This window comes from Ochrobactrum sp. 19YEA23 (assembly GCF_029909865.1).
In the GTDB taxonomy this organism is placed as follows: domain Bacteria; phylum Pseudomonadota; class Alphaproteobacteria; order Rhizobiales; family Rhizobiaceae; genus Brucella; species Brucella gambitense.
Genome location: NZ_JASAMQ010000002.1, coordinates 31,772 through 47,539, shown reverse-complemented (window position 1 = coordinate 47,539; position 15,768 = coordinate 31,772). Strand labels below are relative to the sequence as shown.

Genomic DNA, 15,768 nt, shown 5'->3' with positions numbered 1-15,768 from the left:
AAAAAATTCTAGAAGGCAATTCTCGAAACTCAGAAGACCATCTGTAATTAGTTTATTGTTGCATTTTTGCTACCTCAAATTGCATTCTTCTGTGTTAGCTGGAGTCTAAATAGCTATTTCAGGAGTATGGCATGCAGTATCGGAAATGCGCCCTTCTTTCGACCTGTTCCGCTTTTGCGTTCACAGTTCTCCTTCCAGTCACCGTCACTCTTGTTCCATCACAGGCATTAGCCGCATGTACGACAACCGGCAGTTCTACGGTCTGTACGTCGACAGCGCCTGCGGTGTGGAGTACTACAGTTGGTACAGGTCGTGCAGACAATAACCGATCCATTGACGTGCAATCGGGGGCGGGAATCAATACAAATAATGTACCTGCCATCAGCATCGGTGACGGCGGTACGATTAATGTTCGTAATGGTGCAAGTGTCACAAACACTTCCAATCCGTCCGGTTCGGGTCCGTTCGGTACCGGACCCAATACTATTGAGTTTGGCAGCAATGGTCAGTTGATAATCGAACAAGGCGGCCAGGTCATTGCGAACGGCACCAATACACGGGCCGAAGCCGTCAATGTGCACGGTTACGGTAATACGATCATAAATCGCGGCCTCATCCAGGGGCAAAGCAGCGCTGCAATCTGGTTCGAAGATCAGGTGACCGGAGCCAAGAATACGGTAGATAACTACGGAACTATCCAGAAACTTGGCGGTGGTAGTGTTATCGGAACGAACGGTGGTGCCGGTATCAACTTTATCAATCGTACAGGCGCTCAGGTGGTCGGCGATTTGAGCTTCGCAGGTGGTAACGACACGCTCACATTTGAACCGAATTCCGTTGTAACCGGTAACATTAATGGTGGCGGTGGCGTAAACGACCTTATTTTGCAAGGCATTCTGGGATCAGACGATACGCTTGCAGGCGCGCTGAGAAACTTCACCACCCTGACAAAAAATGGCGATGGGCTATGGACGGTGAGCGGTAGCCTTTCTGGTTTCACCACAGTTACGGTAAACGATGGAACGCTGGCGCTAACCGGTAACAATGTTGATTATACCGGAACTGTGATTGTTCGACCGGACGGTGTTCTGGAAGCGCGTGCACAAAGCCTTCCAGTGAAAACTATCGCAGTCAACAACGTCAACAACGTGCAGAATGACGGTCTCGTTCGTTTCACGCAACCGGACGACGGCACTTATATTGGCCAGATTGTTGGTTCCGGCGCAGTTGAGAAAACGGGTGCCGGGGTGCTGACCTTAACGCCTGCTACGCCAGCTGGAAACACCTATTCTGGCGGTACGAGGATCAATGGAGGTACAATTGCTGCCTCGGCCGACAATGCGTTGGGCAATGCGGGGGGTGGTCTCACCTTCGATAGTGGCACGCTACGTTTTGACACTTCGTTCGATCTCGCCAATAGCCGTGCTATCGTTCTGAATGCCGGTGGCGGCACGTTCAATACGAATGGCAATACGACCAATGTAACACAGGCGATTACGGGTTCAGGCGGCCTCACCAAGGCAGGGGGTGGTGTGCTGAATCTTGAAGGCTCCAACGCATATGGCGGCGCGACGACGGTAACGGGCGGAGCGCTTTATGTAAATGGCGATCAAAGCGCTGCGGGTGGCGCAACGAGCGTAGAAACTGGTGCAACAATAGGTGGCGTTGGTACGATCGGTGGCGACGTTACGATTCAGGACGGCGGTACACTCGCGCCCGGTCGAGCAGGAGACATTCCTGGTGCGCTGACAATAAACGGTAATCTCGCATTAAATAGCGGCTCCACGCTCGAATACAGTTTTGGTCAGGCCAACGTTCCGGGTGGTCCGCTCAATGATCTAACCACAGTTCATGGAAACCTAACGCTCGACGGTACGATCAACGTTGTTGCCACGCCTGGGGGATCGTTCGACCCCGGTATTTACCGTGTTATCAGCTATGACGGGTCCTTGACAGATAATGGACTGGCAATTGGCTCCATTCCTTCAACCGGCTATTATGTGCAGACTGCAGTCGCCAATCAGGTTAATCTCGTTAACACGAACGGATTGAACCTGAACTATTGGGATGTCTGGCCGGCATCGAATGGAGCTGCGGGCAATGGCGCGGTAAACGGTGGTACCGGTATATGGCAGAGTTCGGGTTCAGGCGGAGCTAATATCAATTGGACCGAGCCAACGGGGGCCATTAACGCTCCATATCAGGATGGTGCTTTTGCCATTTTTATGGCGACGGCTGGAACGGTTACAGTTGACAATAGCGTCGGGGGCGTTCGCGCAGCTGGTATGCAGTTTGCAAGTGACGGCTACATCATCACAGGGGATGCGATCACCTTGGTTGGCGCGCCTTCGTCGATTATCCGCGTGGGTGATGGTACGGCTGCGGGTGCTGGGTATACGGCGACGATCAACTCGGTTCTCACTGGCAATACGCAGCTCACCAAGACCGATCTCGGTACGCTCATTCTCCAGGGGAACAATAGTTATTCAGGCGGCACGGCGATCAATGGCGGTGTTCTCCAGATCGCAAGCAATGCGAACCTGGGCGATACAACGGGCGGCATGTCCTTTAATGGCGGCACACTGAGGACGACAGCCGACTTCACCATCGATCGTGCTACTTCGCTTGAGTCCGGGGGTGGTACGATCGATACGCTTGGTGCGACGACGCTCGTTTATGACGGTGTGGTAAGCGGCGACGGCGGACTAACGAAAATCGGTACAGGTACGCTCGTCCTGAATGGCGACAATACTTACGCTGGCGGAACCGCGATCAACGGTGGAACTGTTCAGATCAGTTCTGATGCAAATATGGGGGTGACTTCCGGTCCGCTTGGCATCGACGGAGGTACACTCCATTCGACCGGCAATATTTCGATGAATCGCGCGACGACCATCGGGTCTGGCAATGCAACTATTGAAACGGATGCGGGAACGATCCTCACACAGCAGGGAAATATCACGGGAGCCGGAACGCTGACCAAATCCGGCGACGGTGCACTGGTCCTAACGGGTATGGGAACTTACACAGGTGGCACCACCATTACATCGGGTCTGCTTCAGCTCGGCGATGGCGGGACATCGGGATCGATCGTCGGTGACGTCTCCAACAACGGTACTCTGGCATTCAACCGGTCTGACGCGTTCGTGTTCGATGGCGTGATCTCTGGAGCAGGTAATGTTCGTCAAATAGGAACCGGTCTCACTGTTCTCAACAAGCAGAGCGCTTACTCGGGTGCGACCTCTGTCGAGGCTGGAACACTCGCGGCGGGCGGAGTAAACTATTTTAGCTCCAACTCTGATTTTACTGTGGCTCAGAGCGGTACTCTGGCACTCAATGATCTCAACCAGTCGCTGAAATCACTGGACAATTCGGGAATTGTGGATCTTGGTCCCAAGGCAGGAACGACGCTGACTGTGACCGGCGACTATAACGGCAACAGCGGGACGGTCCGGATCGGAACCACGCTTGGCAACGACAGTTCCGTTACGGATAGACTGGTCGTCAACGGCAACACGAGTGGAACTGGCATTCTGGCGGTAAAGAATGTTGGCGGTAGCGGTGCCCAGACAAATGAGGGCATCAAGATTGTCGATATTGCTGGCACGTCCAATGCCACATTTACGCTGCTTGGTGACTATGTGTTCCAGGGAGCGCCAGCTGTCGTCGGCGGTGCCTATGCTTATCAACTCTACAAGAACGGGAAGACCGATCCAAACGATGGCGACTGGTACTTGAGGTCCGAATTGGTTCATCCGTCCAAGCCTGAGCCAGAGCCTCTATACCAGCCGGGTGTCCCTAGTTACGAAGCCTACCCGCAGCTTCTGCTGGGTTTGAATGGCCTGCCGACATTGCAACAGCGTGTTGGCAATCGCTACTGGAGCAATGCGGGCAATATCATACTTGCAGAAGGCGCTGATCCAGTCGGCTCACCTTACGCTCCAGCAGAAGAAACTGGCAATCTTATTGAGGGTAACGGCGTATGGGGGCGCATTGAAGGTGCACATACAAAGACCGACCCACGTTTCTCCACGTCCGGAACGGATTACAGCTTCAATACGCTTAAGCTACAAGCCGGGCTTGACGGCATGCTGGCTGAAACGGAGAATGGCAAACTGATCGGCGGGATCACAGTCCAATATGCCCATGGCAAAGCCAAAACACGATCGCTTTATGGTGATGGTGAAATTTCTACCGATGGTTACGGTTTTGGCGGTACGCTGACCTGGTATGGCGATAACGGATTCTACCTTGATGGTCAGGCGCAAGTGACATGGTATAATAGTGATCTTAGGTCTGATCTTGCCAATATAGCGCTTGCGGATGGGAATCATGGCTTCGGTTATGCCTTTTCTGCGGAAAGTGGCAAGCGGATTGCCATCGATCAGGGCTGGTCGGTTACGCCACAGGCACAGCTGACCTACTCGAATGTGAATTTTGACAGCTTCAATGATGTTTTCGATGCGCGGGTCAGCCTTGATCGCGGTGAGAGCCTGCAAGGCCGCATTGGGCTTGCTGTTGAACATCAGAACTCATGGTACAACACCAACGGCCTTATCGACAGAACCTATCTATATGGTATCGCGAACGTCTATTATGAGTTCCTTGACGGAACAAAAGTCGACGTATCGGGTACGAGTTTTGCCAGCAAGAACGAACGTCTCTGGGGTGGTATCGGTCTGGGTGGCAGCTATAACTGGAATGCAGACAAATACTCGATCTATGGCGAAGGATCGGTCAATACCAGTCTCGAAAACTTCGCCGATAGCTATAGCTACAAAGGCACACTAGGCTTTCGCGTCCGGTTCTAATAAAGCCTCGCTAATTCACAACCACCAGCAAGCAGATTGCTGGGGGTTGCATTAAAAGGCTGTACCTTACAATTCCCGAAGTCTATTTTGTTCCTGACTGGCAATCAGGTGCGGTTGAAATTCGTTTTGCGCGGCAAGGTCAGCGATTCACGCTACCTAATCGTCGCGTCAAAAAGCAATCATGAAATCTGCAAGGTGATTTCGTGTAGGTCCATAAGGACGCTTAACTAGTTGTACTGAGGCTAGTACTGATATGATGCATGAAGGCCTCGGTTGCCGCGGATAGTTCACCATTGGCGAGCGTCAGTTTCATGCCAAGCACGGGGAGAGGCGGCATGGGCGCTCGTATTACATTGAGATCCGGCGGCACCGCGTTCTTGGTCATCACGCTGATAGCGAGCCCCGAGCGCGCTACCGCGATCAGGCCAGCGATGCTGTTACTGGCGTAAGAGATACTATATTGCAGCCCGGCTTTCGTCATGGCGTCACAGGCAGCGCGGTGATCCATCGCGTTGGAAGCTGGTAGTGCAAGCGGTATCCTGTCACCAAACTCATGCTCTTGAAGCGTCGCCTTTGCGCCAACCCAGACCATCGCCTCGGTTCGTATGATATCTTGAGCGTCATTCGGGTTGAGGGTCGAGACTAAAGCTAGGTCAACCTGACCCGAGTGCAACAGGCCACGCAATTCGACCGTGGGCGCGGCGACGACCTTGATATCAACATTGCCGTGGTTGGTGCCAAAGCTCCTGAATATCTTAGGAAAGAAAGCCAGAAGATAGTCTTCCGGGCAGCCAAAGACGATGGACCCCTTAAGACCGCGATCTGAGAAAGCTGCAAGCGCTTCATCATGTGCTTTCAAGATACGCTCGGCATAGGTGAGAAATTTTTCGCCCGCGCTCGTGAGCCGAACACCGCTTCCGCCGCGATGCATAAGCGTTTGCCCAAGCGCCTCTTCAAGCCGCTGCATCTGCATGGTCACAGCCGATTGCGTTCGCCCGACCTGCAGCGCTGCCGTGCTGAGCGAACCGGTTTGTGCGGCGCGAACAAATGTCTGCAACAAGCGGGGGTCTAAGGATGCCTGCATATCAATTTTCCTGATAACTCAAAGCCATGATTATCAAATTTACTTGGAACTATCCAGCTGCAATGGTTGTTGAAAATCTGGCCGGAGAACCGTCATGTCAAACAACCTCGAGCCTGAATTCTGGGCCAATGTCGACAAGCACCTGATCCGATACGGCGGCGCATTTGATCCGGCGATCATTGAGCGCGCGGACGGCTGCTTCGTTTATGATGCGGATGACAGGCCCATTCTCGACTTCACCTCCGGACAAATGAGCGCTCTGCTTGGCCATTCGCATCCGGCAATCGTCGAGAGAGTAAAAGGACAGGTTGAGACCGTCGCCCATCTGTTCAGCGGTATGCTTTCCCGACCCGTCGTCGAGCTCGCAAGAAGGCTCGCGTTTCTGGCACCCGGTCTCGACAAAGTGCTTCTTCTCTCCACTGGTGCTGAATCGAACGAAGCTGCGATTCGCATGGCAAAACTGGTAACTGGCAAACACGAAATTGTAGCGTTCTCAAAGAGCTGGCACGGCATGACGGGTGCTGCCGCCTCTGCGACCTATTCCGCAGGGCGTAAAGGCTATGGCCCGGCAATGGCCGGATCGATCACCGTTCCGGCACCCAACACATTTCGCCCGCGCTTCAAGAAGGCCGACGGCTCCATTGATTGGCATGCTGAACTTGACGACGCCTTCGCCTTGGTCGACGCCCAGTCAATTGGTAGTCTCGCTGCGTTCATCGCCGAACCTATCCTTTCCAGCGGCGGCATGCTGGAACTGCCTGAAGGATATCTCGGCGCACTTAGAGAAAAATGCCATGAACGCGGCATGCTTCTCATCCTTGACGAGGCGCAAACAGGCATTGGCCGCACCGGTGAAATGTTTGCCTATCAGCGCGATGGTGTGACACCGGATATCCTGACCATTTCCAAGACAATCGGTGCGGGGTTGCCACTGTCAGCCGTGCTGACAACAACCAAGATCGAACAGGAGGCCTTTGAACGCGGTTTCCTCTTCTATACGACCCACGTCTCGGACCCACTGCCCGCAGCGGTCGGTCTGGCGGTATTGGATGTCGTCGCCGAACAGGATTTGGTCGAGCGCGCACGTCACCTCGGCAAGAGGCTGATCGATGGCCTCAATACCATCAAGCAGCGTTACGAATGTGTCGGCGATGTTCGCGGTCGCGGGCTCTTTGTGGGCATGGAAATTGTAACGGACCGCACGAGCCGACAACCGGATCATGAATTGGGCGCGCGTATCGCTAAAGAAGCATTCAATCGCGGCTTAAACATGAACATCGTCAAGCTGCCGGGCATGGGGGCAGTGTTTCGCATCGCGCCGCCATTGATCATTACCGAAGAAGAAATCGATCTCGGCCTCGATATCATCACCCAATCCATCGAACACGAACTCATGACAGATCAAAAGGCAGCAGCAGAATGATGAACGCGGCAACGCCAGTTCCTGCGGAACAAGAACAGCCGCAAACAATCCGCGTGTTGGTAGCAAAACTTGGCCTCGACGGCCATGATCGTGGCGCAAAAGTAGTAGCGCGTGTTCTGCGCGATGCTGGTATGGAAGTAATCTATACCGGACTCTATAAAACGCCGCTTCAGGTCGTTCAGGCTGCCATTCAGGAGGACGTTGACGTCATCGGCGTCAGCCTTCTTTCAGGCTCACACGTGCCATTGTTTCGCGAACTCGGACGTTGCCTGAAAGAACAGGGCGCGGGACACATCTTTGTCGTTGCTGGCGGCGTGATCCCGGAGCAGGACTATGCAGCTTTGATCGATGGTGGTGTGGACGCCATTGTGCCACAGGAAGCGCGTGTGGAGACAATCGTTACAACCATCTCCGATCTTGTAACGTCCCGTGGCCGCATATGACAGCAGTCGCTCAAGCCACCACACGGACGAAAGCCACCTACAGACCATCGCAGGAATTCGTCGCCGATGTGCTTGCCGGAGACATTCTGGCTATCGCCCGGATGATTTCGCGGGCCGAGACAGGAATTGCCGAAGCAAGTACTGCATTGGCGGATATCTACCGGCATGCGGGTAAGGCTCATCTCATTGGCATCACCGGTGTACCGGGTGCTGGAAAATCGACGCTCGTTTCGGCACTCATAAAGGCATTTGCCGCTGACGGTCACAAGGTCGGCGTGGTTGCAGTAGACCCCAGCAGTCCCTATTCCGGCGGTGCGATCCTTGGTGACCGCGTGCGCATGAGCGACAATGCTCAGGCGAACAACGCATTCGTCCGCAGCATGGCGACACGCGGCCATCTGGGGGGGCTTGCACCCGCCACCTTACAGGCTGTCGATGTGCTCGATGCCGCAGGCTATTCACCGATCATTATCGAAACCGTTGGTGTCGGCCAAGATGAAGTTGAAGTCGTTTCTGCGGCGCACACGGTTGTGGTGCTTTCCGCACCAGGTCTTGGTGACGATGTTCAGGCGATCAAGGCAGGCATTCTGGAAATTGCCGATATCCATACAGTCAGCAAGGCGGACAAGCCGGAGGCAGCCGCGACACTTGCGGCACTGAAAGCCATGATGACCCTAGGGGGACCGGCGGAACAGACATCCTGGACTGTTCCAGTTTTCGCGGTCAGCCCGGTTACAGGCGACAAGGTGAGCAATCTCAAAGAACTGATCCAGCAGCACTGGATTCATCTCAATAACACTGGCGAGCTTGCGGCCCGCCAACGAAAAATCTGCATGACACGAATATTGGGTGCCGCGCGTCGCTTGTTTCACAAGCGTTTCGTAACTGGCGCAACCGAGATCGAAAACCTGCTGCAATCGGTGTTGGAGCGGCGAGACGATCCGGAGACGGCGGCACGCACTCTTCTCAGCCGTAGAGAGGCTTTGAAATGACAAAACTATATCGGGAAGAAGCAATCGGGAACATCAGTGCGGCGCAGGCCACATGGGAAGCCAATGAACTTGCCGCCATACTCGCCAATCGTCCCGAAGAGAAAGCCGAATACGAAACCGAATGCGGCATTCCGCTGAAGCGTGTCTATACGGCGGCAGATGTCGCCGATATCCCTGCCGATGCGCTCGGCTTTCCCGGAGCCTATCCTTTCACGCGTGGACCCTATCCAACCATGTATCGGGGACGTCCCTGGACAATCCGGCAGGTTGCCGGGTTTGGAAATCCGGAAGCCACCAATCAACGCTACAAATACATGGTTCAGACCGGACAGACCGGCCTCTCCACCGATTTCGATCTACCCACGCTGCTCGGTCTTGATTCAGACGATCCGATGGCATTTGGCGAAGTAGGCCGATGCGGTGTTGCCATTGATACGATCGATGATGTCGATCGCCTGTTCGACGGGATCGATCTCGAACAAATCTCAGTATCCCTCACGATCAATCCATCGGCCTGGGTCATCTATGCCATGTATGTGGCCGTTGCCGAAAGCCGTGGCTACGATCTGACGAAGCTTGCAGGCACTTTGCAGGCTGATCCGCTGAAGGAATATGTCGCGCAGAAAGAATGGATTTATCCGGTTCGCCCCGCTGTGCGGCTGCTGCGTGACCTGATCATGTATAGCGCCAAGGCCACGCCGAAGCTCAATCCGATCAGTCTCAGCGGCTACCACCTTTCCGACGTCGGCGGCAATGCGATCCAGGAGATCGCCTTCATCATGGCCTTCACCACAGCCTATTGCGAAGAGGTGATTGCCGCCGGCATGGACATCGACGACTTCGCGCCGCGTCTCTCTTTCTTCTTCATCAGCCAACAGGACTTCTTCGAACAAATCTGCAAGTTCCGGGCCGCAAGACGGGTCTATGCCAAACTGATGGCTGAACGTTTCGGCGCGAAGAAAGCGGAGTCGATGCGGTTGCGTGTGCATGTGCAGACCGCTGCCATGAGCCTGACCAAAGTCGAGCACCAGAACAATCTGGTGCGCACGGCAATTCAGGCACTCGGTTCCGTTCTGGGTGGATGTCAGAGCATGCACACCAACGGGCTGGATGAAGCTTTTGCTATTCCGACCGAAGAAGCCATGAAACTCGCCATCCGCACCCAGCAGATTATTCGTGACGAAATCAATGTAACGTCTGTGGTTGATCCTCTTGGCGGTTCCTTTTTCGTTGAGCGCCTGACGCACGATATGGAAGAGGAAATCTGGAAGGTCCTGAACAAGGTTGACGAGCGCGGCGGCGCAATCAAGCTTGTCGAGGAAGGCTGGTTTCAGCAACAGCTGGCCGATTCCGCCTATGCGACATTCAAGAAGATCGAAACTGGTGAAAAGGTTTCCGTCGGCGTCAATCGTTATGTCGATGAGACGGCTACGAGCGCTGATGTCGACATCCATCCCTATGACGAGGAATGCACCCAGGTTCAGATCGACCGCCTCAATGCCGTGCGTGCAAGCCGCGATAATGAGCATATCAAGACCTTGATGGCGGAACTGGTTGCGCAGGCGCAAACCGACGACGCAAACCTTTTGCCGAAAACCATAGAACTCGTGAAAGCAAAGGCGTCGCTCGGCGAGATATGCCGCGCGTTGCGCGACACCTGGGGCGCTTATGACGAGCCAATGATCGTATGAGACATAAAATGGGAAATACTGTTGTCGTTCATGTGGATGGCGTCATTGCCTGGGTCAAGCTCAACCGACCCGACAGGCTGAACGCCATGAATCAGGCCCTGGTGGATGATCTTGCTGCTGCACTGGATCAAATCGAGGCTGACGAGAAAATACGCGCCATCATTTTGCACGGTGAAGGTCGCGCATTCTGCTCTGGTGATGACCTGCAGGATCTCGATAATCAGACCACGTCGGCTGATGCGACGCAGGCATGGGTTGAATCCATTCAGGCGATCACTTTGAAGATCATGGGATCAAGAAAGATCGTCATTGCTGCTATTCATGGTTGGTGCGTTGGCGGCGCGCTCGAATGGGCCCTAAATTGTGACTTCCGGATTTTTGCAAGAACAGCACGTTGGTTTTTTCCCGAAGTCACCTACGGGTTTTTTGTCACCGGCGGCGTCACCGCCTTGCTGACCAAACACATCGGTCCGCAGGCTGCGAAGGAACTCATCATTCTGGGCGAGCGTCACGACGCAGCCAAAGCACTGCAAGTCGGCCTCGCCTGGAAAGTCGTCCCTGACGAAGAATTGCTCAAGGAAGCACGGGCGCTCGCGCTAAGAATAGCTGACCGCCCGGCAAATTCAGTTGCAGCCATCAAAGAGGCGATCAACGAAGGTTTCCATTCGTCGCTCGAACAGGCCATGGCGCGTGAAACACGCGCTACGGTCTCCGGCTTCCTGTCGCCTGACGCGCAGATGCGCGCGAAGCATTATTAAAACAGATGGGGTTGGCGATGGATCAAATCCCCCTGCAAACAGTCATTCCCGGACAGAGCGATAGTGCTATTGAAATGCGGGTAATGCCCAAAATTCTCGCGCACCAAGCAGAATTGCTGGGCGACAGGCCCTTTGTCGACATTTGCGGTCGCAAGGCCAGCTTCCGTGATATGCACCGCATTTCGAACCAGCTCGCCAATGGCCTTCGCGCGCTTGGCGTCGAGAGGTCGGACCGTGTAGCGCTTTTGCTGCCCAATTGTTTCGAGTTTGTCGCGATCTGGTTTGCCGTTGCAAAACTGGGCGCCATTGAAGCTCCAAACAATCCAGACCTGAAAGGCGAACTTTTAAGCCACAATCTGAACAATTGCGGCGCGAAAGTGCTGGTTGCCGATGCGAAAAGGCTTGGCGACCTTGCCGATATTCAGGACCAGTTACCACTTCTCGATACGCTCATCGTGATAGATACGACTGCCGACGCCGCGCGTACGGCTGGTGTGACTATCAGGCAGATCGTCACTTTTGACGAATGCATGAGCCAACCGGATGAATTCGAGCCGGTTGATACTCACTATTCTGATCCAATGGCAATCCTCTATACGTCTGGTACGACCGGTCCTGCAAAAGGCGTTTTGATGTCGCATCATCATTGCTATTGCTGGACCATGGCGATGGCGCTCAATCTTGGCTATGCCGCTACCGACAGCTATTTCTGTACCCTTCCCCTTTTCCACACCGACGCGCAGATGTTTGGTGTCTACCTGCCGCTCATCTTTGGAACGCAGACCACTCTGGTTGAGAGCTTCAGCGCATCGCGCTTTTGGGAACAGGTTCGCGCTAGCGGAGCCACGGCCACGAACCTGCTCGGCGCCATGGGTGTCATTCTCGCCCGGGCAGAACCAAAAGCGGACGATGGCAATAATCCTCTTCGGGTCTGTCAGTGTATTCCAATGGTTCCTGACAAAGCCGCGTTTGAGCGCCGCTTCGCAATGAAACTCGTCACCGGCTACGGCCAGACCGAAACCAGCTTCGTGACGCTCGATACACCTGGCACAACGCGCGACGGATCATGCGGAAAACCTCATCCGGATTGGGAAGTGGCAATCGTCGACGAGCATGACCGACCTGTGGCACCCGGTATGGTGGGGGAGATCGTCTCGCGCCCGAAAAAGAACTGGTACATGTTTTCCGGCTACTATCGGGCCGAAGCCAGAACCGTTCAGACGCTGCGCAATCTCTGGTATCACTCCGGTGATGCCGGTTATCAGGATGAGGATGGCTGGTTCTATTTCAAGCATAGGCTGAACGAAGCAATTCGGCGACGTGGGGAAAACATCTCCGCTTTTGAGGTCGAGACAATTGCCGAAGCGCATAACGACATTGTCGAGAGCGCCGCATTTGGCGTTCCCTCAGAATTTACCGAGGAAGACATCATGCTGGTGGCCATGCGCCGACCGGGATCTTCACTGACACCAGCCGAACTGGTCGAGCATTTTCGTGCTCAGGCGCCACGCCATATGACCCCGCGTTACATCGAATTTACCGCTGGGCCGCTGCCACGGACCCCAACGGAAAAGATTGCCCGCAGCGAACTTAAAAAGAGGGGAGTGACTGCGGAAGCATTTGACCGGGGGACACGCTGACACGCGTCACCCGGCCCACAGGTCCTGAAAACAAGGGAAATCTGCGCATGTGGGCAGCGTAGGCAGGGACACAGTTTATGCCCACGAATAAAATGGGAGACTTTCATGAAACGGATACTGCTTCCGGCAATCAGTTTGTCAGTCGTACTTTCCCTGGCCGGCGTTGCCTCCGCCGATATCGTGGTTGGCGTGGCTGGCCCAATCACCGGTCCCAATGCTGCATTCGGTGCCCAGTTTCAAAAAGGCGCGGAACAGGCGGCGAACGATATCAACGCAAAAGGCGGTATACTCGGCCAGAAAATCAAGGTTGAGATCGGCGATGACGTTTCCGATCCAAAGCAAGGGATTTCGGTCGCCAACAAATTCGCTGCTGATGGCGTGAAATACGTCATTGGTCACTATAATTCGGGCGTTTCAATTCCTGCCTCAGAAGTCTATGCCGAAAACGGTGTGCTGGAATTTTCACCGGCATCCACCAATCCACAATATACCGAGCGCGATCTTTGGAACACGTTCCGCACCTGCGGTCGCGATGACCAGCAGGGCAAAGTGGCCGGCGACTATATCGTCGAGCATTTCAAGGGCGCCAAAATCGCCATCGTGCACGACAAGACGCCTTACGGCGTCGGGCTAGTCGATGTCGCCAAAAAGGTGCTGAATGACGCTGGCGTCAAGGAAGTACTCTATGAGGGCATCAATCAGGGCGATAAGGACTTCTCAGCTCTCATCAGTAAGATGAAAGAGTCGGGCGTTTCCCTGATCTATTTCGGCGGTCTCCATACTGAAGCCGGGCTGATCATGCGACAGTCTGCCGATCAGGGGCTGAAGGCGACACTCTTTTCCGGCGACGGCATGGTCTCCAATGAGCTTGCCTCCATCGCAGGCGATGCGGTCATAGGCACATTGAATACTTTCGCGCCCGATCCGCGCAAGAACCCGGCGGCGAAAGAACTTGTCGAGAAGTACCGCGCGCAGGGCTTCGAGCCGGAAGCCTATACGCTTTATTCCTATGCCGCGATGCAGATCATCACACAGGCCATCGAAAAACTCGGCTCTGCCGACGATGCGCAAAAAGTGGCCGAGACAATCAAATCGGGGGGAGCCTGGCCAACAGTGATCGGCCAGATCAGTTATGATGCAAAAGGTGACATTACCCGGCCGGACTACGTTGTCTATGAGTGGACGAAAGGCGAGAACGGCAAGCCAACTTATGGGGAAAAATAGTTCAAATCGCCTTCTGTGTTGAGGCCAATATTTGAGTTCTCTCTCGCACCATTCACCACTATTCATCTGGATGGTGCGGGCCCCATTGCGCTTCTGGACCTGGATTCGCGTTGTTGAGTTTGTTTTAAGATCAATGATAATTTCACACCTCACCGGGCGAAGACATAGAATCTTGACTGGCAATCATAGACTGAGCTGTCGTCGTCTTTCGTTTCTCGCGAAATCTGTCAATCACCTTTTCAGTAAGCCTTCCACAACATCGGAACCGAGTACATCTCTTAACGCTTCCACTCCGTTTTTGGGTAGTCTGGATAAGCCACTGACGATGCTCTCTTTCCACGCATCACCGCGCTCCCATGCTTCCTCCCAAGCATCGCTTAATTCATTGCCGTGGCGCGTTTTCACGAGAGCTTCGAAGAGCAAAGCGGCTTGCGTTAGATCTTTGTCAGCCTTCAAACGCCCCAACGTATCAGTGAGTCTTCGCGACGATACAATCAGCTTGTGTACGGCATACCTCTCGGGAGCAGGAACGAGAACGTTTATGCCTTCGCGGAAAAGAAGCACTGTGCGGACAGGCTCGTAGATCAGGTAATCAAGGAACCGCAGATTCTCTGCCGACGCGCCGCCGAGGGCGGGCATAGGCGACGGCTTGCCAGTGTATTCTTCTGATCCCCGATTTCCGGTCAAGAACTCCACCCGATAGCCTTTGGCGTTCACGAAGGCGACCACCTTAGCCTTATCGGCCTGGTGCGGAATCGCTCGGAATTCAGGGTCGACTGACTGGAGGATTTCGAGGATTGGCGGGAGACTATCTTGGACACTAGCCGATATTGCGAAGTCCTGAGCGAAGTCTGCGTCGCCTGTCTGCAGTGCGGCAGAGGGCAGCCGGACACCGAGCATTCCAGCATAGGTGCTGAATGCCACCGACCCAATCAAGATCGCGCGCAGCCGGAACAACCCAGCATCGGCTAAGGCTTTCGTGACGTCCCCAGCGAAGGGATCAGGACCGGGAAGGCCGGCGCGTCGCAGCGTGCTAACCATGCGTCTACGCTCTCGGATGTTGTCCTTGATCTCCTTGTGGGCTCTTACCCGCTTAGTGATGGCTTCGTCACTCGCGGGGCCGACGTAGCTTCGTTTGTCTTTGCCCTCGGGGGTGGGGAGATCGAAATACCAATAATCGCGATCTTTGACGGTTACGGTCACAAACCATCCTTCTAAAGGGAAGTCTGCTACGAATTGTGCATCCATTGTCCGCTGCGCCAACTCCGCGAACATCGTTCTATAGCTGATGTCGATCTCTTTCATCCTTGGCCTTTTCGAATGAGTTGGTCGTACCGGCGGCGAGTTGAACTATGTCGTTATAAGTTCCTGCCAAAAACCTTATAGCCAATCTTACCGTTAGCAGCGTTATAAGTTTCTGCCAAAACCTTATAACAAGTTGACCGCGAATAAAAGCCTAGGAACGGGCGCAAGATATGGTGCTTGCCTGTACCAGTGCGGTCACAGGCAAAACAGGCTAGAGGGCGCGAGCCGACCATTACCCCTCCAGTCGCAAATCACGGGCCCGCCTGAAAACCCAGGCGAGATTTTACGCATTCGGGGAAGGCGGCGTTATATCCTGACGGCAGTTGTTCCAATTCACAGCAAAAAAGCCGAATGGCCGCCTCGGACCTTATTCCGGACGTCAGAATTGAAAGAGTGT

At 54.4% G+C, this 15,768-nt stretch carries 10 protein-coding genes; 8 read left to right on the top strand and 2 right to left on the bottom strand.

Going from position 1 to position 15,768, the window contains the following annotated elements; translation table 11 throughout:
- Nucleotides 1–131 precede the first annotated feature (131 nt).
- Complete coding sequence (locus QBD01_RS06825; protein WP_280992160.1) at nt 132–4,811, top strand: autotransporter outer membrane beta-barrel domain-containing protein; 4,680 nt, start codon at nt 132–134, stop codon at nt 4,809–4,811.
- A 223-nt stretch (nt 4,812–5,034) separates the two neighbouring features.
- Here QBD01_RS06825 and QBD01_RS06820 read toward each other — a convergent pair whose 3' ends face one another.
- The gene (locus QBD01_RS06820) at nt 5,035–5,895 is read right to left on the bottom strand and encodes a LysR family transcriptional regulator (protein WP_280992159.1); all 861 of its coding nucleotides are present in this window, start codon (nt 5,893–5,895) and stop codon (nt 5,035–5,037) included.
- A 94-nt stretch (nt 5,896–5,989) separates the two neighbouring features.
- On the opposite strand from QBD01_RS06820, the gene QBD01_RS06815 reads away from it, so the two are divergent.
- The 7 genes from QBD01_RS06815 (at nt 5,990) to QBD01_RS06785 (ending at nt 14,066) form a co-directional block, all read left to right on the top strand.
- Entirely contained in the window at nt 5,990–7,318 is a 1,329-nt protein-coding gene (locus QBD01_RS06815; RefSeq protein ID WP_280992158.1) for an aspartate aminotransferase family protein, read from the top strand.
- On the top strand, nt 7,315–7,761 hold the full coding sequence (locus tag QBD01_RS06810; protein WP_280992157.1) for a cobalamin B12-binding domain-containing protein: 447 nt from the start codon (nt 7,315–7,317) through the stop codon (nt 7,759–7,761). The genes QBD01_RS06815 and QBD01_RS06810 overlap by 4 nt, the downstream gene beginning before the upstream one ends.
- Complete coding sequence (gene meaB / locus QBD01_RS06805) at nt 7,758–8,753, top strand: methylmalonyl Co-A mutase-associated GTPase MeaB (protein WP_280992156.1); 996 nt, start codon at nt 7,758–7,760, stop codon at nt 8,751–8,753. The genes QBD01_RS06810 and meaB overlap by 4 nt, the downstream gene beginning before the upstream one ends.
- Nucleotides 8,750–10,444: a methylmalonyl-CoA mutase family protein gene (locus QBD01_RS06800; RefSeq protein WP_280992155.1), complete on the top strand. Its 1,695-nt coding sequence runs from the start codon at nt 8,750–8,752 to the stop codon at nt 10,442–10,444. Before meaB ends, QBD01_RS06800 begins: the two co-directional genes overlap by 4 nt.
- Before the next feature lie 8 nt (nt 10,445–10,452).
- Nucleotides 10,453–11,202, top strand: a complete 750-nt coding sequence (locus QBD01_RS06795) for an enoyl-CoA hydratase/isomerase family protein (RefSeq protein WP_280992154.1) — start codon at nt 10,453–10,455, stop codon at nt 11,200–11,202.
- A 17-nt stretch (nt 11,203–11,219) separates the two neighbouring features.
- Nucleotides 11,220–12,842: an AMP-binding protein gene (locus QBD01_RS06790; RefSeq protein WP_280992153.1), complete on the top strand. Its 1,623-nt coding sequence runs from the start codon at nt 11,220–11,222 to the stop codon at nt 12,840–12,842.
- 105 nt (nt 12,843–12,947) lie between these two features.
- Entirely contained in the window at nt 12,948–14,066 is a 1,119-nt protein-coding gene (locus QBD01_RS06785) for a branched-chain amino acid ABC transporter substrate-binding protein (protein WP_280992152.1), read from the top strand.
- A 231-nt stretch (nt 14,067–14,297) separates the two neighbouring features.
- Here QBD01_RS06785 and QBD01_RS06780 read toward each other — a convergent pair whose 3' ends face one another.
- Nucleotides 14,298–15,371 carry a GSU2403 family nucleotidyltransferase fold protein gene (locus QBD01_RS06780; protein WP_280992151.1) on the bottom strand — a complete coding sequence of 358 codons (1,074 nt, stop codon included), beginning with the start codon at nt 15,369–15,371 and terminating at the stop codon, nt 14,298–14,300.
- Nucleotides 15,372–15,768: the final 397 nt, after the last annotated feature.

Coding starts and splice junctions, on each gene's coding strand:
- QBD01_RS06785 (WP_280992152.1), top strand. CDS start 12,948: ATGAAACGGATACTGCTTCCGGCAATCAGTTTGTCAGTCGTACTTTCC.
- meaB (WP_280992156.1), top strand. CDS start 7,758: ATGACAGCAGTCGCTCAAGCCACCACACGGACGAAAGCCACCTACAGA.
- QBD01_RS06795 (WP_280992154.1), top strand. CDS start 10,453: ATGGGAAATACTGTTGTCGTTCATGTGGATGGCGTCATTGCCTGGGTC.
- QBD01_RS06810 (WP_280992157.1), top strand. CDS start 7,315: ATGATGAACGCGGCAACGCCAGTTCCTGCGGAACAAGAACAGCCGCAA.
- QBD01_RS06780 (WP_280992151.1), bottom strand. CDS start 15,371: ATGAAAGAGATCGACATCAGCTATAGAACGATGTTCGCGGAGTTGGCG.
- QBD01_RS06800 (WP_280992155.1), top strand. CDS start 8,750: ATGACAAAACTATATCGGGAAGAAGCAATCGGGAACATCAGTGCGGCG.
- QBD01_RS06815 (WP_280992158.1), top strand. CDS start 5,990: ATGTCAAACAACCTCGAGCCTGAATTCTGGGCCAATGTCGACAAGCAC.
- QBD01_RS06825 (WP_280992160.1), top strand. CDS start 132: ATGCAGTATCGGAAATGCGCCCTTCTTTCGACCTGTTCCGCTTTTGCG.
- QBD01_RS06790 (WP_280992153.1), top strand. CDS start 11,220: ATGGATCAAATCCCCCTGCAAACAGTCATTCCCGGACAGAGCGATAGT.
- QBD01_RS06820 (WP_280992159.1), bottom strand. CDS start 5,895: ATGCAGGCATCCTTAGACCCCCGCTTGTTGCAGACATTTGTTCGCGCC.